Source organism: Gilliamella sp. B2838 (assembly GCF_026536185.1).
In the GTDB taxonomy this organism is placed as follows: domain Bacteria; phylum Pseudomonadota; class Gammaproteobacteria; order Enterobacterales; family Orbaceae; genus Gilliamella.
The window spans coordinates 129,094-151,135 of record NZ_JAFNOO010000003.1 but is presented as its reverse complement, the minus strand read 5'-3'; the positions used below and the strand labels follow the sequence as shown (position 1 = coordinate 151,135).

The window sequence follows — 22,042 nt, the reverse complement described above, 5'->3', positions numbered from 1 at the left end:
AAGAAAATTAAGATTGAATATTTAATCGACTATTTCTGAGTTGCTCAACTAAATTCACCAGTGATGAATTTAGTTGACACATAAATTCCTGATAAGAAAATTCCTTTTTACTTATTTGATCTAATTGTAATTCCCAATGGGCCGTCATATCTGGCATAGACATTGTTTCTGGAATTGAAAGTATCAAATTCCGGCCAACTTGCGTTGATCGAATAGATTTGCCTTGTCGAGTTAAAAATTGACGCTTAAATAAAAGTTCAATGATGCCAGCTCTAGTTGCTTCAGTGCCTAATCCATCTGTCTCACGCAATATTTTTTTTACTTCAGGATCTTTGACAAATCGCGCAATACCAGTCATAGCAGAAAGCAACGTAGCATCAGTAAATGGCCTTGGTGGCACAGTTTGTTTGTCCACCAGTTCAGCATCAATACACTGCACACTATCACCTTTTTTTACTAATTTAGTCAATAAAGGGCTATTTTCACTACTCTCTAATTCCCCTTCATTTTGACTATTTTTAGTGCTGAATAATACTTTCCATCCCTCATCAAGCATTTGATTAGCCTTCGCAATAAATTTACCACCTTCAATATCAACATCAATTTGTAATTCTGCATATTTATAAGCCGTATAAAATTGAGCCAGATACTGAGTTGCAATAACTTGATAAACCGATTGTTCATGATCTGATAAATTACTCATTGTGACTTTGCGTAAAGTAGGAATAATGGCATGATGAGCTTCAACTTTTTTATCATTCCAAGCTTTAGAACGTAGTGTAAAATCAGCATTATCCACAGCAGTTTGCAGTTGTGGACAATTATTTTCGATAGCAGATTTTACGCCATTAATCTGCTTTAAATGATCTTGGGGTAAAAATCGACAATCAGATCTTGGATAGGTAATTAATTTATGTTTTTCATATAAAGATTGGCAAATATCTAATACTTCTTGAGCACTTAATCCATTTTTTTTAGCCATCTCAATTTGTAAAGCAGATAAATTAAATGGCAGTGGTGGAGCTAACTCTTTCTTTTTATTACTTACTTTATCGATAATGCCTGTTTGGTTTTTTATTCTTTGACAAACGTTCTCAGCCAATTTTTTAACTAATATTCTCCCCTCCTCATCTTGATAAGGGGAACAAGCCTCACTCGGTTGCCATTTGGCTTTAAAGATCTCTTTATGTTTAGTTTCTAAAACGGCATAGACTTCATAAAAAGATTTAGGAACAAACTGTTCAATATCTAAATCACGCCTTACCACTAAACCTAATACAGGCGTTTGTACACGCCCAATTGATAATACACCTCGGTAACCATTGCGTTGCCCAGCTATAGTACATAATCGGCTCATATTAATCCCATAAAGCCAATCAGCTCGAGCTCTTGCTAATGCCGAGGTCGATAAAGGAATAAAATCTTGGTTACTACGTAACTGTTCCAACGATTTTTCTACAGCACTAGCATTTAAATCACTAATTAAACAACGTTGAATAGTTTTACGTTTCTCTGGTAATAATTGACAATAATTGAGCACTTCATCAACCAGCAATTGCCCTTCTCTATCGGGGTCGCCAGCATGCACTATTTGACCGGCTGATTTAATCAAATCGACCAATATATTGAATTGTTTTTCAGTACTGCTTTTTGGTGTTAATAGCCATTTTTCGGGCACAATAGGCAAATCAGCGATGGTCCATTTTTTATAACGTTGATCATAGGCTTCCGGAGTAGCTTGTTCCAATAAGTGACCAATACACCAACTGACAATATCCCCATTGCTGGCTTTAATAAAACCATTACCTTTTTGATGAGGCTTAGGTAACACATCAGCAATGGCTCTTGCTAAACTTGGTTTTTCGGCAATAAAAAGACGATAGAATTGATTAGATTGCATAATACGTTATATTAATCATGAATGCCAAATATGATAAGCTTGATAAGATTTATTTAGTATAAAACCTAGTTTAGTCGCCATTTTTAAAGACGCATGATTATGTGCATCCCATTTGGGTGATATCTGACGTTCCAGACAGGTTAAAATTAACTTTGCTGAGCAAATCAAACCAAGACCTTTCCGTCTGTGTGGCGCTATTGTGTCGACTTCTATTTCAATACAATTATTATATGCCAAATAAGAAGACGCCCCAGAAACAATAATATTATCTTTCAAAATAACATATCCTAATCCATATTTTCTAAACTCAGAATAAGCGTTAAAATTGTTGCATAAGTCCTTAGACCATTCAAGCGAAGTAATCTGTTGATAATCATTTTCATCAATTGCTTTTAGTCGATAACCTTCAGATAGTTGTGAAACGATAGCTTGTAGTTTTTGGCGTTCAAATAATGGTTCAGAATAAAAACTATAACGGGTGAATTTCTCATAACAACTGGGATATGTCCGTTCTATCAAACTTTGCCAAGTTTGATCATCTGCAATAACAATAAAATAATTGTTACCATAAATTGTTGGAATATAGCTGAGCATATCCTGATTGGGGCAACCTGCACAAAAAAAGAAACAACCAACATTCACGACTGCAGAGTTGGGTTGTAAAGCGTTATCAGTGTATGCATAACCAATATTGCCTTGCCAATAAGCCTGCAAAAGGGATTGATGAAATTTTTTAAATAATGGCTTGATAGCTTTAACATCGGTAACGTTATGAAAGTTCACCATCATCTACCCTGTTTGACTAAAAAATTCACTGTTTTACCACCATTTTTTGCATTTAAGCCATATTACCGATCCAATACAAATCACAATAATTATTAACACTAATCCTAGAAAGGACCAACTCTTTTCACTCATTGGAATACCCGCTAAATTTACGCCTAATAAGCTTGTTAAGAATGTAATTGGCGTAAAAATAATGGTAAATAGAGACATTAAATAAATTCGTTTATTGGTCGATTCAGCCAAAAAGCTATTAATTTGTTCCATAATTGATGCCAATCTTAATAAACAACTGTCAATATCAGATACATAATGGCTTTGCTGATTAGAAATATCATGTAAACGTTGACGGTCATTGTCATCAATCCAAGATATTCTTTCTGTTGAAATTTTTACAAAAATATCCCGCTGTGGTGATAATAAACGACGTAAAACAATCAGTTGTTTACGTACTCTTCCTATCTCTTTATGGGAAAAAATATGCTGATTTAACACCAAATCTTCAAGTTTAATAATTTTGTTGTGTACACTATCAAAAGACAAATTAACTTGATCACTAATCAGTTCAGAAACTTGAATCAGCCAATCAGCAACATCGACAGGCCCTATCCCTTTTTCTAAATTATCTTTTAATTGAAAAATAGCATCAATTTGCTGATGTCTAGAGGAGATGATTAAATTATCAATAATATAAAAGCGAAATGTTACAATTGGGTCAGGCAATTCATTTGGTGTGAAATTAACCCCTTTTAGCACAACTAAAATCCCTGAATCAAAACGAATTTCCTTTGAAATCTGATTAGGTTTGATTAACTCGCTTTTGACTAAATCAGGAATTATCGTAGTTGAGTGTATCCAATTGATTGTTTCAGGCTTAGCAAAATCTAAATGAATCCAACAGGGTTTTTCAACCGATGCTTCACTATTTTCATCTAAGCTTACAGCTTTGCCTTTGCCATCTAATTGACAACTAAAAATAGGCTGAGATGCCAATAAGTGAGCAACAGGAATTGATTTTGGGTTGTTAAATTGATCCATAAGCTACACCTGTAAATTAATTTTAGATAATTATATACCTAAACCAATATAAAATGCAGTGATGAATAATAGTTATTTCTATTCAGGGTGTTAAATAAATTTGTGGCACAACCTGATTTATTGGATGCGGATATATTCCTAATTCAACGCCATACCAATGTTTAATGTTATTGACAGTTATCACCTCTGCTGGTGTGCCTTGTTCAACTATCTTTCCTTGATTAAGTAATAAAATCTTATCCGCATATAAAGCAGCTAAATTAAGATCATGTAATATACAACACACAGCTAGATTTTGTTGCTTGGCTAATTTTTTTAATAACCTTAAAGTATGCTGTTGATGATATAAATCGAGCGCTGAAGTCGGTTCATCTAAAAACAGTAATTTTTCTCTTGGCGTAGGTTGCCACAGCTGGGCTAACACTCTTGCTAATTGAACACGTTGCTGTTCACCGCCAGATAAACTTCGATAATCGCGATCGGCTAATTTTAAACAATCAGTTTGCTCCATGGTCTCAAATATAGCTTGCTCAACATAGTCTTTTCCGTAAGGCGCACGTCCCATAGCAACGACTTCTTTAACACTGAAAGGAAAGGTAAGTTGACTATGCTGTAGCATCACCGTTCTAACTTTCGCTAACTGTTTTGCCGACCATTGGTTTAATGGTTTATTAAGTAAAAAACACGCGCCAGATGATGGCTGCTGATACCCCGTTAATAGCCTTAACAAAGTCGATTTACCCGCACCATTGGGGCCAATAATAATGACAATTTCACCAGCATTAATGGTGAAAGAAACCTCATTAATAATAGTTTTACTGCCATAAGCAAATGTTAAATTATTTGCAATTAACATCATGATCTAATTCCATCTGTTACTTCTGTCTTAAAATCAGCCAAAGAAAATAGGGACCACCAATGAGACTGGTGAACAGTCCAACAGGTATTTCAGCTGGGGCAATCAAGGTTCGAGCTAGTGTATCGGCCAATAATAACAGGCAAGCGCCACCAAGTGCAGAACCCGGCAGTAACCATTGATGATTGGCCCCCATCCGTAAACGAATCATATGTGGAACAACTAAACCAACAAAAGCGATAATACCACTCACGGCAACAGCTGTGCCTATCAATAATGCACAAAGTAATAATAAATATTGCTTTATACGAAGGACATTAATACCTAGATAGTGCGCATCTTCATCACCAAGCTGCAAGATATTAAGTTGATAAGAAAGTTTAAAAATACAAATTAATGCAGGAACAATTAGAGACATAGCAACGAGTACCAAATCCCATGAGCCTTTACCTAAATGTCCCATTGACCACAAAGATAATTGTCTTAATTGAGATTCATCACTAACATAGCTTAAACAGCCCATTACAGCCGCAATAATTGCATTAATTGCTACACCTAATAAAACCATTTTAGCTAAATTACATTGTTCGTTCAGGCTATAAAGATAAATCAGCAAGCAAATAAAAAAACTGCCGATAAAAGCGGCAACCATCTTACCGTAAAGCATCATAATAGGTGGAAAAATGGTTGGAAATAAAATCGATAATCCGACCATTAAACTTGCGCCACTACTAATTCCAAGTAGACCCGAGTCCGCTAATGGATTTCTGAATAACCCCTGCATCACCGCTCCCGAACTGGCTAATGCCATTCCCACAATAACAGCTAAAATTATGCGGGGTAAACGAATATTGAGCCAAATATTTAATATCGGATCGTCAAATGACATTGTTGCAAGTTGGGTAATGGGAAATTTAAGTGCGCCAATGTTTGCCGCAAAAATAATCAACACACAAAGGATAACCAATAATGCCCATAATATTATTCGTTGACTAACATTACGCACCAACTTACCTCACTGATAATATCAACTTGATCATATATATTTATATGCATTAATTATGAACGGCCAGATGAGGATCAACCACACTATATGCACAATTATCAAATTGCTTATTTTCTATTTTGGTTAAAATCGTATTAGCTAGCTCTGCTCGATGGATAAAGCCATGAACTTCCTGATTAAAATAACATTGAGCGCTATAAGTAATTTCGCCATCACGTAGTCCGCCTGGTCGTAAAATCAAATACGACAACGAACTTGTTTGCAGCCACACTTCAGCTAATGACTTTTCTCGAACGGCGTGACCAAAGGCTTGTTTTGCCCTAGCAGATAACGTGTTCCACGAATCACCACAGCCTAAAGAAGTGACCAAAACCATGTTGGTAATACCTGCTTGCTCTGCACAATCAATAATCTTTCGTTGTGCTGTATAGTTACCTGTTTCACCACCTAAAGTTGAAATAATAACAGAGTCAGTACCAGCATGTTCAAACATAGCGTTTAACAAAGTAGTATTCGTTGCATCGCCGACATAAGTTGCAATACCTTGTTGCGAAAGCTGTTTGGCAAAATCTGCATGCCTAACTAATACAATACAACGCCAGTCAGGATGACGTTGTCTTACCAACTGTGCTAGTTGGTAACCCGTACCTTGATTTGGGCTTACCCCAAAAATAAATAATGTTTTCATAATATGTTTTAATTGAATTTTTGCATCAAAGCTCTAAATTTTTCTAGTTGATCGGCTTTAAGTTGATGATTTTCATCACGACCAACAAATATTTTAAACATCGACTGTCCCAAATGATTTAAAAAAATCATCGATGCTGTCGACATCTTCATAAATTTTCGTTCAATAAACGCAATATATTGACAATGTTCAGCTTTAATATGACCACTTAAACCTTTTTGATGGCGTAAATTAAAATATTTTTGACTATGTGTGCCAGGCGGTAGCTCACCTGAAATTTCAGCAATAATATCACCTGTATGAATCAAAAACATTACATCACCCCAAGTTGTTACTTCATCCCAAATAGCATCGAAATGATCACCATCAACAATTTTAGCTTCTGGCATAGCTTGAATGACTTGCGTTAAAGTAACTTGATAGTCTTGTGCAATTTTTTCTAGCAAATCTTCTGGATTAGTTTGCATATAAGTTGCTAAGTGAGTTAAATGTGTTTGTTTATCTACCATAGAAGTATCCTTATTGATGTGATGTTATTTAGACATGTTGTTTATGATTAACCGATTTTGACATACCCTGCATTGCTTTCATAGACTGTCTAGCCGTTGCCATTTTTTGTTGCAATTCAATATGTTCTGGATTATTCAATTGTAATAATAATTGTTGTAAAGCTTGAAGAATATTACTTGACCAATAACGTCCCGATAAAGTTAATTGCAAACAATGTGCTTGATTTTTTAATAGACCAACTTGGTACCATTGTTCAATTAAGGGATCGAATAATTCGGCATGATCGGTTAAACCATTTAAATCAATTCTACCCTTTTCAATACCTGCTTGTAATTTATATAACCAATCGCCAATTAAAGGTTTACCTGTTAACATCATTAATGGTTTTTTACCTTGATCGAGCTGCGCATAATAACTTGCTAAATCACGATTAAGCATAAAAGAGTGCCCACCTAATCGTCCACCCGCACACGAGCCGTAAGCAAAAAAATGAGAACCTTGCTTTATCAGAAAATTATATAAATTACGTTCTCGACTGGTTTTAGACCAATGCGCATTAGTTAAATGATGCCAACCTTGTTTTTCAAGATACTTTGCGCCTTGTTGATATAAATCGCATTTATCAGTAACTGAAGGTAGCTCAATACGTTTATTTTCAACGCCCTTAGCTAAAGGAGTGGTTGGCAGTAAATTAAGGGCATAAAGATCAACCCCATCAATAGGTAGATTATCGACTATTTCTAAATCTTGTTGCCAAGTTTGATAAGTTTGGTTAGGTAATCCAAACATTAAATCACAAACTAACGCGACACTATCTCGAGCTGCTATACGCTCAAAGCCATCAATAATTTGTTGTTTAGAAGATTGACGACCTAATTTTTGCCTAATATCCGTATCGAAAGTTTGCACACCAATCGAAAAACGATTGGCTCCAGCTTCAATATAGCTATCAATGCGATCATCATCAAAATCAGAAATGCGCCCTTCTACAGTAATTTCACAATCGGGAGCTAAGGGTGCAAATTGCTTAAAATAGCGAATGACTCTAGCCAATTGACCTGCTGCCAAGGCTGATGGTGTACCACCACCAAAATAGATTGCATGAATCGGGGCCGATTGCATGGCATTATTGGTAATTTCTAACGATATCTCGTGTAAAAGATAGTCAACATAGGTTTCGGTATTATGCTTACGTAGTGGATTTTGATAAAAACCACAGAATTGACAATGAATATCACAAAAAGGTACATGCACATAAATTAACCTTTTTTTACCTTTCAATTCAGATAATTGAATATTTTCCCATTGCTTTTCAATTATGTCTTGGTCCAGCGGTAAACTTGCTTGTAAAGGCATTACTGCCCAACGATTTTTAAAAGGTAAAACGGAATTCGCAGCAAAAAAAGCACTCACATCTAACGATTTCATAACGGCTATGTGTAAATAAAATTTGCCAAGATTAAATAATAATTATTATCATTTATCAATATTTTTTATTAATTTATTTTATAATTAATTGATATTTATTTAATTTTTTTGCTAAAAAAAAGTAGTAATTAATAAGATTTATAAAATAATTTATATGACAATATTGATAATAGTTATCATTTTCACTATATTACTACCCTCAATACCGAGACACAGGGAGTGTTAAATGTTAAAAAAAATTATGACAAAAGTAACTGCGTTACTATTCATCTTTGTTTTCAATGGTTTGATTAATTATAGCTTTGCTAATGAAAGAATCGTTATTGCAGGGGCAAGCTTAACTGAAATTGTTTATGCCCTAGGCGCTGGTGAGCAAGTTGTTGGTATTGATAAAACGAGTACCTATCCTGAATCAGTAAAAAATCTACCTCAAATTGGTTATTGGAAATTATTAAATATTGAAGGAATTTTATCTTTACACCCCTCTCTTTTTATCGCATTTAAAGATATAGAACCTGATAATATCTTTGCTCAAGTTGCCAATGCTAAGGTAAGTGTATTGGCATTAAACCGAATCCCTGGTACTGTTGATTTACTATATGAAAATATTGATAAAATCGCTGATAAATTAAATAAAAAAACCGAAGGACAGCAATTAATCAATAAAATTAAAACCAATCTTTCACAAATCCAAAAAGACATTTCCAATCATCATGAAAAAACAAAAGTGCTTTTCTTAATGAGCATGGCTGGGACCAATTCAGTTGCGGGTAAAAATACAACAGCGGATGCATTAATCACGATTGCTGGCGGTGAAAATTTAGCCACACATACAAGTTATAAAAGTTATACCCCTGAATCGCTAATTGTGATGAATCCGCAGGTTATTGTTTTTAATACCCACTCTATTGAACAGTTAGGTGGTTTAGACAAAATCAATACTATCCCAGGTATTACAGAAACAGATGCTTACAAAAATCACCGTATAACTGTTGTTGATGATCAATATCTTTTTGGGATAGGACCAAGAGTTGATGAGATTACAAAAATTTTATACCAAAGCTTCTATCCAAAATGAAGTTCATCCTGATTTTTATATAAATTTTAATAATGTTTGACAATAAATTAGAAGCAATTGAAGTGAATCATTTTATTTAATTTACTAAGTCTAAAAGGATTACAATGTTCAATTTTACAAATTTAAAAAAAACCAGCACGCTAGCTTTGGGTCTGACTTTTGCAGTCCCGAGTATTGCCGCTGAAAAACATGATGACGATAAAATTAATGACACGATGACTGTCACCGCGCATGAAGCATTTAAAAAACCGGGCACAAATACTGAAATTTCTGAACAAGATATTAGACGTGATGGCGGAACAAATTTTGGAACAATCATGCGTTATCAACCCCTGATTTCGGCTTCAGGCACTATTTCTGGTTCAGGAAGTGGAAAAAGTAGTTGGGATAGAGGTGGATTTACCGGTTATAACATCCGCGGTTTGGATGCAAACCGCGTATCGATTGATATTGATGGAATGCCTTTACCCATTGCACAAGGGCGCGTAAATTCAGTCGGTCGGGCTGGATTTGGTTCTTATGGTATCGGGCGTGATTATATTGATACTTATATGTACAATAAAGTTGATATTCAATCAGGTGCAACCTCGGTTGGTAATCCTAATAATGCTTTAGGGGGTTCTGTTTCATTCCAAACAAAAACAGCGAGTTACTACTTATACCCAGGTAAAACAAGTTATTTTGGTTTCCAAAATAACTACGATTCAGCAGATCATAGTTATCATCAAGGGCTAACCATGGCAGGTGGTGATGATTATCTTAATGGTATATTAGTTTTGAGTCGTCGTGATGGTCAGCAAACAAGAAATCATGGGGATTCTATTAGCAGTTATCCTGAAAATTGGCACTCTAATTCCATTTTAGCCGGTTTTGGCTGGCAAATGACCGATGAACATTTATTAAATACAACCATCGACTTTAATAGTAAAACAAAAAATTCACATTACGATACATGGGATAGAACAGGTAGCAAGATTGAATCTTTGGATCACCAAAGAAGTAAAAATAATCGCTTCAATTTATCTATCAAAGATCAGTGGCGCCCAACCGACCTTAGCTGGATCGATATATTAACGACCCAATTAAGTTATCAACGTACTAATGTTTATGATGATACTGATTTACGTCATAAAACTAAAGGAAACTTTAATACCCAAACCAACTATAACACTAAGACTTATAACTTTATTACAACATTATTAAAAAATTACGAAAATCAAAAAATTAGTGCGGGTTTAAATGCTAAATGGGGTAAAGACGAATCACCGTTTTATACTTCTGCTAAATCTGAAAATAGTAAAATCTTTCCTGATGGTGACTATACCAAACCTCAAGCCGATAGCCGTTCTTATCAATTAGGTGGATTTGTTGAAGACCGTATTAGCTTTAACTATAACGAAACAAATAACTACTATTTGGTTCCGGGTATTAGAGCGATATATCAAAACACTAAACCGCGTAATTTGGATAATATGTCTGTAACGGGTATCAACTCATCTAATTTGAGCAAACAGTACAGTGATAATAGCGATTTCCAAATTTTACCATCACTTGCATTGATGTACGATATTAATCCTGATTTTACTGCCTACTTACAATATAAACGTAGTGCGCAAATGCCGAATCAAAATCAATTATACGGTTCTTATTTAGCTCATAGTAAGATGTATGTTTTAGTTGGTGACTCTAACCTAAAAACCGAAACAAGTAATAACTTTGAATTAGGTTTAAAAGGACATCCGGTTTCAGGAATAACGTTATCATCAGCCGTATTCTATAATCGCTATAAAAACTTCATTGCCTATACTCGATATAAAAAAGATTTTGTCGGCACGGGTAATCGTATCGTTTATCAATCTGAAAACCGCGATAAAGCTTATATTTATGGTGCCGAACTAAGCAGTGAATTCAATTTTGGCACATGGTCTAATGCGGTAAATGGTTTAAGTGCTAGATTCGCAATCGGCTATAACCAAGGTAAATCAAAATCCAATTACTTAGGTGATAAAAATGTCGAAATGGACTCTGTTGCGCCATTAAAAAGCGTTATAGGTCTAGCTTGGGATGATCCAAATAAATTTTATGGGGTTGCCATTACAACAACGCTGCAAAAAGGGAAAAAAGCGGAATCGACTAATCGCGAATCGTATGGAAATGATGGTAAACCGATCACTGACTCAAAAGATGAGTATTTTAGAGTACCAGGACATGGAATTATCGATCTTACCGGTTATGTCAACATTAGCAAGAATGTTAAATTAAGCGGGGGTATTTACAATCTTACCAATCAAAAATATTGGGATTATTTGAGTAATAATAAGCTATATAGCACCTCTGATCATAAATATCTTGATATGTTTACAGCACCAGGGCGAACCTTCCAATTAGGTTTAGACATTGATTTTTAATCCCGACAACAGTTAGTATCAAAGTTAGGTTAAACCTGACTTTGATTACTTTTACAGTAATAAATTTAAAATTATGCACAATGCGAATGTATAAAAACTGAAAATTATATGATTTACAAATATCGATAAAAATAGTTAATGGCATAAAATAGTCTATAACCTATCGATTCAAACAATTATGTAGATTTTTCATTCTATGTGCTAAAAAATAGACCACACAACAGATTTTACACATAGAAGATAGACTTTTTATTATTATGAAGGCTAAGTAACAGCAAAATAAGAAGCGAATTAACTTACAGACGTTTGAGAGAAGAGTCATTATAAAACTATTTAATTGCAGCTAAAATGATTGGTTATAAAGGTTATATAAACATTTAATCCTTGCTAAAAGTTAGCTAAAAATACGTATAAATTGCTCAATCAAGTAAGCATTACTCATATTCCATCTTATAGTATCGATAACAAGAAAGTTTATTTTAAAAAATAAAAAACGATATAAGTGATTAATATTAAAATAAAATTATCTCTATCCTTTTATATTGTTAATAACGAATTTAAATTTATTTTGCTAAAAAAATAAACAATTCTTACTAACTTCGAATTCCTGTGTTAATATTGTCGCGATGCAATACCTTTATATAACCTATAGATAATTGTAACATACAAGTGGAGTTCATTTATATGAATATGAATAATATAAAGCTTTCTTCTATGATGTTTCTTGAGTGGTTTATTTGGGGCGCGTGGTTTGTGCCTGTTTCACAATTTTTGATTAAAAATGGTTTTTCTCCTGCGCAAATTAGTCTGTGTTATGCGACGACTTCAATTGCAGCAGTAATTTCTCCAATCATTATTGGTTCGATTACAGATCGTTATTTTGCAGCACAAAAAGTATTAGCTGTATTATGCCTAGTCGGGGCACTTTTGATGTACCTTGCAGCACAGCAAACAACTTTCAATTTATTTTTTCCTATATTACTCTTATACGCTTTAACCTATATGCCAACAGTGGCTTTAACTAATACCATTGCTTTATCAAATGTCAGTGATGCAGAACGTTATTTTCCACGTATTCGAGTATTAGGTACAATTGGCTGGATAGCATCTGGCGTTGTGTGTGGTTTTCTACCAACACTGCTAGGCTTTGGTGATATCTCGAAAAGTAATATTCCGCTTATCATCACAGCTATAAGCTCTGCCGTATTAGGACTATTTGCATTTATGTTACCTAATACGCCACCAAAAAGTACAGGCAAAATTAGCTTAAGAGTAATTTTAGGCTTAGATGCTATTATTTTATTAAAAGATAAAGAATTTAGAAACTTTACATTATGTTCATTTTTATTCTGTATTCCACTCGCTTTTTATTACCCATTTTCAAACAGTTACCTTACCGAAATGGGCATGACAAATGCAACTGGATGGCTATCCCTTGGTCAAGTTTCTGAAATTCTATTTATGCTTTGTCTTCCTCTCTTTATCAAACGATTTGGTATAAAAAATGTATTAATGCTTGGGTTAATTACCGCCGCTATACGTTATGGAATATTCGTCTATGGCTCTGTGGATAATCTGTTTATTTATAGTTTGTTAATTATTGGTATTTTACTACATGGTGTTAGTTATGATTTCTATTTTGTTACCGGCTATGTCTATGTTGATAAAAAAGCCCCACCACACGTTCGAGCCTCTGCTCAGGGATTATTTTCACTGTTCTGCCTAGGTTTAGGAAATTTAGTTGGTTATAACTTATGTGGAACAATGATGGAATACTTTTTTCAAAATGAAACACCTGAAAATGGTTTAACTTACAATTGGGCTGGCATGTGGGGCTCTGGTGCATTAATGATTGTGGTCATTGCAGTAATATTTCTACTATTTTTCAGAGAAAAACGTGAAATCGAACCAATTAAAGTTGATCAATTGCAATAACATTGATCTCGAATTTATGCTGGTCATTAATCACTTTGCGAGTAATTTACAGAATTAAATAGAGGATATTATGTCTATCTCTAAGGAAAATAAAATATTAGGTACGTTTTATGGACAAGCCATTGGCGATGCAATGGGAATGCCATCTGAACTGTGGCCAAGAACAAAAGTACAGTCCTATTTTGGATGGATAGATACTTTTTTACCAGGTCCGAAAGAAAATAATGCAGCCTGTTATTTCAATCAAGCTGAATTTACTGATGATACTTCAATGGCACTCGCGCTTGCAGATGCCATTATTGAGTGTAATGGCCAAATTGAGCCAAACACTATTGCCAATAATATAATGAAGTGGGCACAAAATTTCGATGCTTTTAACAAAAATGTCTTAGGACCAACTTCAAAAATTGCACTTAATCAAATTTCGCAAGGCAAATCAATTGATTCATTAGAAAATAATGGAACAACAAATGGGGCGGCAATGCGTGTATCGCCACTAGGTTGTTTGTTACCGGCAGATAATTTAGATGATTTCATCGAACAAATTACGCTTGCTTCAAGCCCAACACATAAGTCAGATATAGCCATTGCTGGCGCAGTCACCATCGCATGGGCTATATCTAAAGCAATAGATCATTGTAGTTGGCAACAAATTAAATTAGGTTTAGCAACGATTGCTGATATTGCTCAAACACGAAAAATAACCACGTTTAGCCCTTCAATATCAAAACGAATTGAGCTGGCACTTAATCTGGCTGAAAAGCCAGGAGGCGTTCAGTCTAAGCTGTCCAATATTTATAATATTGTCGGTGCTGGCACCAGTACACTTGAAGCCGTTCCCGCTGCATTAGCAATAGTTGAAATTGCAAAAACCGATCCTAATCAATCAGCCATACTTTGTGCAAACCTTGGTGGTGATACAGATACTATTGGTGCAATGGCGACCGCAATTTGTGGTGCACTAAATGGAGTTGAGAGTATCAATCCATTATGGATAAAACAACTTAATGAAGCTAATCAATTAGATTTTACACACTATAGCAAAGAGTTTTATCGTTTAAGACGGATAAAGGAGTCAGCTAATGGTCAACCAACAGCTCATTAGGCAAATTGAGTGTTTAACAACTAAACGGCAAATTTGTCTTATTGGCGCTGCCGTTATTGACTTAGTGATGCAAACTCCTTTTATTCCCAGCTCAGGTGGTGAAGTTTTGTTATCACAGCAAGAAAAACATATAGGAGGATGTGCCTTTAATATTGCATTAATGCTAAAACAATTAGGTATGCAATCATACAATGCGCTACCTATTGGAACGGGTATTTGGGCAACACAAATTAGCCAATTAATGCAACATCATCAGATTGTATCAGAGTTTACTCATCTTGAAGAGGATAATGGCTGGTGTTTGGCGCTGGTTGACCCCACAGGTGAGAGAACTTTTTTTACTATTGAAGGTATTGAAAGTACTTGGAATAAACAATTACTTGCTAATCTTCATATAGAAAAAAACGCAATAATTTATTTATGTGGTTACCAATTATCGAGTAAAACAGGATCCGAAATTCTCGATTGGGTAGAATCTCTTTCTCAACCTTTTGACCTTTTTATTGATTTTGGTCCAAGAATATCAACGTTAAATTCCGAAATTTTTGATCGGTTATTCGCTTTAAAACCCATTATATCGGTCAATCGACAAGAGGCTGAATTTCTTGGTCTTGACAGTAAATCTAGCAATTTTAAAGATGCTGTACAAAACTTTGCCCATAATTGGTTTACCAAGCATCATACACCAATCATTATTCGATTAGATTACGAAGGTGCCTACGTTTATCAAAAAGGAGAACAAAAGTGGGTGGATATATTTCCAGTCACAGTAATCGATACAATTGGTGCAGGAGATAATCATGCAGGAGGAGTGCTTGCTGCTTTATCAGCTGGTTGGTCTTTATCCGATGCAGTTACGTTAGGCAATGCAGTTGCATCTTACACTGTTGGTCAAAAAGGTGCGGACTGTTCACCAACCAAGCAACAACTTATTAAACATATAAAACAAGAATAAGTGAACCGTTTTTAAACAAATTTTTTATTCATTCGTTACTAGACATAACAATCGCAAAAAGACAATCGGGGGACTTATTCCCCCTTTTTAATGCGCCAATTTGACTATAATCTAATTTTTTACTCGATAATAAGATAAACACAGTTAAATCTAATCAATCCAATATGCTTACTCTTCTGTTGTAAAGACATATAAATCACTTCGGCAGTGACAAATGCTATATTCAATAGGAATGTAATTTTCATCAAAAACCTGCTGTTTGATAATCAATACAGGTTCAGACTTTTCCACTGACATCACTTGCATAAACTCTTCATTCGGTGCACTAGCACATACCCAGTTTTTAACATGCATCGGAATAATGTTATGTGTCTGGAAAAAGGTATATAAAGATGTTTGTACATCATCAATATTATCAATAAGTGCTTTAGGAACATAGGATTGTTCAATCGATACAGGATAGTCATCAATATAACGAATACGTTTTAGAATAAAAACATCTTCATTTAAGTCAACACCAAGATACCTTGCTATTTCTGGACTGACGTTACTTAATTGTTTATTAACCCAAATTGTGTTTGGTTTCTGACCTAATATTTGAATTTGTTCAGAAAAACCTTTTAGACTTTTGAGTGAATATTCGAATGAACCATTCACATAGGTACCATAGCCTCGTGCACGAATAATAAATCCGTTATTTTCTAATATTTCTAGAGCCTTACGTATAGTAATTCTAGAAATATTGAGTTGTTGAGTAAACTCCCTTTCACTCGGTAAAAAATCACCTTTCTTCAATGTTCCTGAAGTAATTAGCTTAACAATTATTTCAACAATTTGTTGATATAAAGGTAATTTAATACTTTTATCTAATAGTCGATTTAAGTTAGAGATTAAATTATTGCTCATTATTTCCTCATTACTAATGATACGCTTTTATTAAGACTATTTGGTTTTCTTTACGATCACGTATAATTATTAACTAAACATAAAATATGTTTAAAAATCAAGGGATCAATAGCTATCTATGAAATAAATAAAACCTAGCTTTACCATTATTTGGATGATAATGATTAACTTAAGATGCTTTATTAAGTTATTTTCAAGTAAATTATTTATAGTTAATAATGATATAGCAAAATTCTAATGCACTAGAGTGAACAAAAAATAAAGAATTTATAAATAGCTAAATGCTTTTGTTAGTTTACTCAAAACAATTAAAACACGTTGTAAATCGATACCATTTATGAAATCAACAATATTAAAAATTTGAGGCGTATATCATTAAGTTGTTCCATCAAATTTAAAAATATTTTTTTACTTTGCGAAATCAAGATTTACTTTATGCACTAGAATGGTAAAAATACGAAACTATTTACCTAGATTCTAATTAGATGCAATAACGCTTTATTCAAAGTATAGATCACAGAAAACCAACTTTTAAACTAGTACGAGACAACTATTTATTATCAAGAATTCTTATGGCGTCCCCTACAGGATTCGAACCTGTGACCTACGGCTTAGAAGGCCGTTGCTCTATCCAGCTGAGCTAAGGAGACAATGATATGTTTTGTAGAAAAGACGCTGAACATTATATAAAGCTATTTTGATCCGTCAATGATTTTTAATGCTTTATCTAGTTAGGTTGACAAAATATCATCAATTCTTCCATTTCTTGAACGTTATCAGTCATAATTCATGGTTTATAATAAAATCATATTATAAAATATAATTTAAAAATATCCATTGTAAAAACAAGCTAACTTATTCTTATTTTATTGGACATAAATGACCCAATAACCCGTAATAACTTTCTCAAAGATTATAATAATAATTTATTCGTTTTACTAACTGGTTTTATTAAAAATTGTAAATTAGTCTACAGTGGGTAGCGCCCCAGACAAAGTTAGCATGTAGGACTACCATAGTTAACCCCAAAAAGCATTAAACGAGTTTATTTACAAACCATTAAATGAATTAGCTTTTATATTTTGGATAATATTCAGGGTTATTGTTTGGCGTTAGCAATTTGAGCTTTGAGCATAGCTAATCTACTTTGCCCTTGTTGCATTTTTTTTTCGGGAGATAATTCAGTTGATTGATCTTGCCATGCTAAATCATCTTGAGGTAACTCTAATAAAAATCGACTTGGTTCAACATACATTGTTTCCCCAAATTGTTTGCGTTGGCGACTAAATGAAAACGTTAATTCTCGTTGAGCACGCGTAATTCCAACATAAGCTAAACGGCGCTCTTCTTCAATATTGTCTTCATCAATACTGGTTTGATGCGGTAATAGTCCTTCAGACATACCAACAAGGTAGACATAGGGAAATTCTAACCCTTTAGATGCATGTAACGTCATCAACTGAACTTGATCTAACTCTTCTTCCGATTCATTACGTTCTAACATATCTCGCAAAGTAAACCTAGCTACAGCTTGCTCAAGCGTCATTCCTTCATCAAGATCATCACCTTGCAGCATATCATTTAACCAGCTCACTAACTGCTCTACATTACGCATCCGCATTTGCCCTGCGGTTGGTGAAGCTGATGTTTCATAGATCCAGCTTTCATAATGAATACCATGTATGAGTTCATGAATAGCATTCATAGGTTCACTATGTGATTGCTGAATTAGTGTGTCAAACCATTGAATAAATAATTTTAAAGACTCCATTCGTTTACCGGATAACACTTCTGTTAGCCCCATATCATGACTTGCTTGAAATAAACTAACACCGCGATGATTTGCCCATTCCCCAAGTTTTTGTATCGTCGCTGGACCAATTTCTCTTTTTGGTGTATTGATAATGCGAATAAAAGCATTATCGTCATCCGGATTAGTAAGTAAACGTAAATAAGCCATTAGGTCTTTAATTTCAATACGAGAAAAAAACGAAGTACCACCTGATATACGATAAGGTATTCGATACTGCATTAGCATCTTTTCAATTAAACGCGCTTGATGATTACCTCGATATAAAATGGCATATTGACCATATTGGCTATTATTAGCAAAGCGATGAGCAATCAAATCATTAACCACTTTTTCAGATTCGTGCTCTTCACTATCTGCCGAAATCACTCTTAATACTTCACCGTAACCATGTTCCGAAAACAGTTTTTTTTCAAAAATATGAGGATTATTTTCAATTAAAATATTAGCCACTTTTAATATACGTCCTGAAGAGCGATAATTTTGCTCTAACTTAATCACGGCTAATTGAGGAAAATCTTGCTTAAGTAACACTAAATTTTGTGGACGAGCACCTCGCCAAGAATATATCGATTGGTCATCATCCCCAACAACCGTAAATTTAGCTCGGTTACCCACTAATAATTTGATAAATTCATACTGACTAGTATTAGTATCTTGATACTCATCAACCAGTAAATAGCGTACACGATTTTGCCATTTTTCCCGCACTTCTTGATTGTTTTTTAATAATAAAGTAGGAAGCAAAATAAGATCATCAAAATCCAAAATACTACATGCTTTTAATTGTTTTTCATAAAGTTGATAACAATGGGCAAATAACTTTTCTTTGTTAGTTTGAGCTCTTGCCATAGCGACAGTTGCATCAATAATATCATTTTTCCAATTCGAAATGGTTGATCGCAATTGGTTAATTAAATCTTTATCACCTTCTAACCATTGCTGAGTCAGTTCTTTTAGTAAGGCAATTTGATCATGATCATCAAATAATGAAAAATTAGCTTTAATACCGAGATGGTGATACTCTCGACGCACAATATCAAGACCTAAAGTATGAAAGGTCGAAATTTTTAATCCCCGCGTCTCTTTTTTAGTCAAAGACAAAGCAATCCGCTCTTTCATTTCTCGCGCAGCTTTGTTGGTAAACGTTACCGCAACAATATGACGAGGTAAATACTCTTTAACGCGTATTAAATACGCGATTTTATTAATAATAACACGAGTTTTGCCAGAACCAGCCCCAGCTAAAACTAAGCAAGGTCCGGATACATATTCAACCGCTTGTTGTTGACTTGAATTTAAACGCACTGATTTTGACCATTAGAAAAATTGGCATTTAGTATATACTGTTTTTATAACTCGATACAAATACCGATAATTAAGCTTTTTTTAATGTTTTTTATTCAAAAATTAATGAATAAAGGCCAACGCCTGTTCAACGACTTCAATCCCCGCGCCTTTTTTATGAGCATTTTCACTGAGATAACGACGCCACTGTTTAGCACCTTTACAACCATTAAAAATACCTAGGGTGTGACGCATGATATGATTTAATTGTGCGCCTTGGGTCAATTGCTGTTCGATATAAGGGTATAAAGCTTTTATAGCTGATATAGCATCAATACTGGGTTTATCGATACCAAAAATTTGGGCATCAATTTTAGTCAGTAACAAAGGATTTTGGTAAGCTTCCCGGCCAACCATCACTCCATCAACAAATTGTAAATGATGTTTGATCTCATCAATTGTTTTTACGCCACCATTTAGCGCAATAGTTAGTTGTGGATAGTCGCACTTTAATTGATAAACACGAGCATAATCTAATGGAGGGACTTCACGATTTTCTTTTGGACTAAGCCCCGATAACCATGCTTTGCGAGCATGAACAATAAAGGTATTAGTAAAAGGTAAAAGTGTATCAATGAATTGGCGTAAAAAATCATAACTATCTAAATGATCAATACCAATTCTTGTTTTGACCGTAACGGGAATATCAACCTGATCTTGCATCGCCGATACACATCTTGCCACTAAATCAGCCTTGCCCATCAAGCAAGCGCCAAACATACCATTTTGCACACGGTCAGAAGGACAACCAACATTAAGATTAATTTCGTTATAGCCTCGTTGCTCAGCTAATTTAGCACACTTTGCAAGTGCAACAGGATCACTGCCACCTAATTGAAGGCATAAAGGATGTTCAGCTAAATTAAAATCTAAATAATCACCCTTACCAAATAAAATCGCGCCCGTTGTTACCATTTCGGTATACAACAATGTTTGCTTAGTTAATATGCGATGAAAATAACGGCAGTGCTTATCGGTCCAATCAAGCATCGGAGCTATAGAAAATTTATTTAGTGTTGAATTCATTGATATACCAGTGTTTAAGGCTGTTTTTTATCGATTATATTAAATATTATTTTTGCTTATTTTATTATATTTTGTTATATTTTTTCATTGTCAGGATCCCATACAGGCTCCCACGGCGATAGGACAAAAATAATTAAGGTTTGAAATTATGGCTCATTATATCATAGAAAAAAGAGTTCGTGCGGATGGAACTCCGCGATATCGCTGTACCGTTGTAATAAAAGAAAAAACTAAGATTATTTATCGTGAGTCAAAAACTTTCAGCAAACAGCAAATAGCAAAAACATGGGGTAACAACCAGGTATCTAAAATAGAACAATTCGGGATCCCAGAAAAAAACGACGTAACAAAATTAACTGTTGGAAATCTATTGTCGAAATATCTTTCAGATCCTAATCTAGGAGAAAAAGCAGGTCGAACTAAAAGATACGTAATTAAAATGCTAATTGAAAGCGATATAGCTAATATTAAATTAGCTGATCTTAAAACACATCACATCATAGAGCATTGTCGAAGTCGAATAGAATCAGGAACACAGCCAGCAACAGTTAGTCATGATGTGAGTTACATTAAATCAGTACTAGAGGCTGCTCGCCCAGTGTATGGTATTAATATCGATGATACTGTAGTAAAAGATGCACGCCCATTATTGATACAAATGAATTTGATTGGTAAAAGCCAACGTAGGACTAGACGTCCGATCAATGATGAGCTAGAACAACTAATAAATAAACTAAAAAAGCGACAGTCACACAAAAATTCAAAGATCCCATTTGTTGATATTTTAAATTTTTCAATATTGTCTTGTATGCGAATTAGTGAAGTATGTTCACTCAGATGGGATGATATTAATTATGAGCAAAAAGCTATCTTAGTTAGAAATAGAAAAGACCCAAGAAAAAAAATAGGTAATCACATGTTGGTCCCTTTACTTGGTGACTCATGGAATATATTACAATCTCAACCAAAAGATGAAGTTCTGGTTTTCCCGTATAATTCAAGCTCGGTTACTGCTGGATTCCAACGAGTTAGAAATGAACTAGGTATTCAAGATTTGCGTTACCATGATTTGCGAAGAGAAGGAGCAAGCCGTTTATTAGAACAAGGCTTTTCAATAGAAGAAGTTGCTCAAGTTACTGGGCATCGTAATTTACAAACACTTTGGAATATTTATATTAGTTTATTCCCAAATTCATTGCATAATAAATTTGATAAAATAAATAGTCAAGATAAGTAAAGCTTGAAATTGATATAGCGACCGAA

At 34.3% G+C, this 22,042-nt stretch carries 17 protein-coding genes and 1 tRNA gene; 6 read left to right on the top strand and 12 right to left on the bottom strand.

Features of this window, described 5'->3' with window-relative positions; translation table 11 throughout:
• Nucleotides 1-7: 7 nt before the first annotated feature.
• From J3U63_RS04400 to hutW, 8 genes are all read right to left on the bottom strand, one after another.
• Complete coding sequence (locus tag J3U63_RS04400; protein WP_267370638.1) at nt 8-1,900, bottom strand: DNA topoisomerase III; 1,893 nt, start codon at nt 1,898-1,900, stop codon at nt 8-10.
• Nucleotides 1,901-1,915: 15 nt separating this feature from the next.
• Nucleotides 1,916-2,683 (bottom strand): GNAT family N-acetyltransferase, encoded by a 768-nt coding sequence (locus J3U63_RS04395; protein ID WP_267366941.1) that lies wholly within the window; start codon nt 2,681-2,683, stop codon nt 1,916-1,918.
• 36 nt (nt 2,684-2,719) lie between these two features.
• On the bottom strand, nt 2,720-3,721 hold the full coding sequence (zntB, locus tag J3U63_RS04390) for a zinc transporter ZntB (RefSeq protein ID WP_267332586.1): 1,002 nt from the start codon (nt 3,719-3,721) through the stop codon (nt 2,720-2,722).
• A gap of 82 nt (nt 3,722-3,803) precedes the next feature.
• Entirely contained in the window at nt 3,804-4,580 is a 777-nt protein-coding gene (locus J3U63_RS04385) for a heme ABC transporter ATP-binding protein (RefSeq protein WP_267370635.1), read from the bottom strand.
• Nucleotides 4,581-4,596: 16 nt separating this feature from the next.
• Nucleotides 4,597-5,586: a FecCD family ABC transporter permease gene (locus J3U63_RS04380; RefSeq protein WP_416379528.1), complete on the bottom strand. Its 990-nt coding sequence runs from the start codon at nt 5,584-5,586 to the stop codon at nt 4,597-4,599.
• 46 nt (nt 5,587-5,632) lie between these two features.
• The gene (locus tag J3U63_RS04375; protein WP_267370633.1) at nt 5,633-6,271 is read right to left on the bottom strand and encodes an NAD(P)H-binding protein; all 639 of its coding nucleotides are present in this window, start codon (nt 6,269-6,271) and stop codon (nt 5,633-5,635) included.
• An 8-nt stretch (nt 6,272-6,279) separates the two neighbouring features.
• Complete coding sequence (hutX, locus tag J3U63_RS04370) at nt 6,280-6,780, bottom strand: heme utilization cystosolic carrier protein HutX (protein WP_267344353.1); 501 nt, start codon at nt 6,778-6,780, stop codon at nt 6,280-6,282.
• Nucleotides 6,781-6,808: 28 nt separating this feature from the next.
• Nucleotides 6,809-8,209 (bottom strand): heme anaerobic degradation radical SAM methyltransferase ChuW/HutW, encoded by a 1,401-nt coding sequence (hutW, locus tag J3U63_RS04365; RefSeq protein ID WP_267370631.1) that lies wholly within the window; start codon nt 8,207-8,209, stop codon nt 6,809-6,811.
• Between the two features lie 226 nt (nt 8,210-8,435).
• Here hutW and J3U63_RS04360 point away from each other — a divergent pair, with 226 nt between their 5' ends.
• The 5 genes from J3U63_RS04360 (at nt 8,436) to J3U63_RS04340 (ending at nt 15,690) form a co-directional block, all read left to right on the top strand.
• On the top strand, nt 8,436-9,287 hold the full coding sequence (locus tag J3U63_RS04360; protein WP_267370629.1) for a heme/hemin ABC transporter substrate-binding protein: 852 nt from the start codon (nt 8,436-8,438) through the stop codon (nt 9,285-9,287).
• 104 nt (nt 9,288-9,391) lie between these two features.
• A complete protein-coding gene (locus tag J3U63_RS04355; protein ID WP_267366939.1) occupies nt 9,392-11,695 on the top strand; it encodes a TonB-dependent receptor domain-containing protein in 2,304 nt (767 codons plus the stop codon).
• Nucleotides 11,696-12,379: 684 nt separating this feature from the next.
• Nucleotides 12,380-13,630 (top strand): nucleoside permease, encoded by a 1,251-nt coding sequence (locus J3U63_RS04350; protein WP_267344356.1) that lies wholly within the window; start codon nt 12,380-12,382, stop codon nt 13,628-13,630.
• A gap of 70 nt (nt 13,631-13,700) precedes the next feature.
• Nucleotides 13,701-14,735, top strand: coding sequence for an ADP-ribosylglycohydrolase family protein (locus J3U63_RS04345; protein WP_267370627.1), 1,035 nt, complete (start codon nt 13,701-13,703; stop codon nt 14,733-14,735).
• Nucleotides 14,713-15,690, top strand: coding sequence for a PfkB family carbohydrate kinase (locus J3U63_RS04340; RefSeq protein ID WP_267344358.1), 978 nt, complete (start codon nt 14,713-14,715; stop codon nt 15,688-15,690). The genes J3U63_RS04345 and J3U63_RS04340 overlap by 23 nt, the downstream gene beginning before the upstream one ends.
• A gap of 168 nt (nt 15,691-15,858) precedes the next feature.
• Here J3U63_RS04340 and J3U63_RS04335 read toward each other — a convergent pair whose 3' ends face one another.
• The 4 genes from J3U63_RS04335 to dusA all read right to left on the bottom strand — a co-directional run bounded on the left by J3U63_RS04335 (nt 15,859) and on the right by dusA (nt 20,779).
• The gene (locus tag J3U63_RS04335; RefSeq protein ID WP_267344360.1) at nt 15,859-16,596 is read right to left on the bottom strand and encodes a GntR family transcriptional regulator; all 738 of its coding nucleotides are present in this window, start codon (nt 16,594-16,596) and stop codon (nt 15,859-15,861) included.
• Nucleotides 16,597-17,169: 573 nt separating this feature from the next.
• Nucleotides 17,170-17,246, bottom strand: a tRNA-Arg gene (locus J3U63_RS04330).
• 449 nt (nt 17,247-17,695) lie between these two features.
• A complete protein-coding gene (rep, locus tag J3U63_RS04325) occupies nt 17,696-19,714 on the bottom strand; it encodes a DNA helicase Rep (protein WP_267344362.1) in 2,019 nt (672 codons plus the stop codon).
• 102 nt (nt 19,715-19,816) lie between these two features.
• Complete coding sequence (gene dusA / locus J3U63_RS04320; protein ID WP_267370625.1) at nt 19,817-20,779, bottom strand: tRNA dihydrouridine(20/20a) synthase DusA; 963 nt, start codon at nt 20,777-20,779, stop codon at nt 19,817-19,819.
• A gap of 148 nt (nt 20,780-20,927) precedes the next feature.
• On the opposite strand from dusA, the gene J3U63_RS04315 reads away from it, so the two are divergent.
• Complete coding sequence (locus J3U63_RS04315; protein WP_267370621.1) at nt 20,928-22,016, top strand: tyrosine-type recombinase/integrase; 1,089 nt, start codon at nt 20,928-20,930, stop codon at nt 22,014-22,016.
• Nucleotides 22,017-22,042 lie beyond the last annotated feature (26 nt).

Coding starts and splice junctions, on each gene's coding strand:
- J3U63_RS04360 (WP_267370629.1), top strand. CDS start 8,436: ATGTTAAAAAAAATTATGACAAAAGTAACTGCGTTACTATTCATCTTT.
- J3U63_RS04340 (WP_267344358.1), top strand. CDS start 14,713: ATGGTCAACCAACAGCTCATTAGGCAAATTGAGTGTTTAACAACTAAA.
- hutW (WP_267370631.1), bottom strand. CDS start 8,209: ATGAAATCGTTAGATGTGAGTGCTTTTTTTGCTGCGAATTCCGTTTTA.
- J3U63_RS04315 (WP_267370621.1), top strand. CDS start 20,928: ATGGCTCATTATATCATAGAAAAAAGAGTTCGTGCGGATGGAACTCCG.
- J3U63_RS04400 (WP_267370638.1), bottom strand. CDS start 1,900: ATGCAATCTAATCAATTCTATCGTCTTTTTATTGCCGAAAAACCAAGT.
- J3U63_RS04335 (WP_267344360.1), bottom strand. CDS start 16,596: ATGAGCAATAATTTAATCTCTAACTTAAATCGACTATTAGATAAAAGT.
- J3U63_RS04375 (WP_267370633.1), bottom strand. CDS start 6,271: ATGAAAACATTATTTATTTTTGGGGTAAGCCCAAATCAAGGTACGGGT.
- J3U63_RS04345 (WP_267370627.1), top strand. CDS start 13,701: ATGTCTATCTCTAAGGAAAATAAAATATTAGGTACGTTTTATGGACAA.
- zntB (WP_267332586.1), bottom strand. CDS start 3,721: ATGGATCAATTTAACAACCCAAAATCAATTCCTGTTGCTCACTTATTG.
- hutX (WP_267344353.1), bottom strand. CDS start 6,780: ATGGTAGATAAACAAACACATTTAACTCACTTAGCAACTTATATGCAA.
- J3U63_RS04350 (WP_267344356.1), top strand. CDS start 12,380: ATGAATATGAATAATATAAAGCTTTCTTCTATGATGTTTCTTGAGTGG.
- J3U63_RS04385 (WP_267370635.1), bottom strand. CDS start 4,580: ATGATGTTAATTGCAAATAATTTAACATTTGCTTATGGCAGTAAAACT.
- dusA (WP_267370625.1), bottom strand. CDS start 20,779: ATGAATTCAACACTAAATAAATTTTCTATAGCTCCGATGCTTGATTGG.
- J3U63_RS04355 (WP_267366939.1), top strand. CDS start 9,392: ATGTTCAATTTTACAAATTTAAAAAAAACCAGCACGCTAGCTTTGGGT.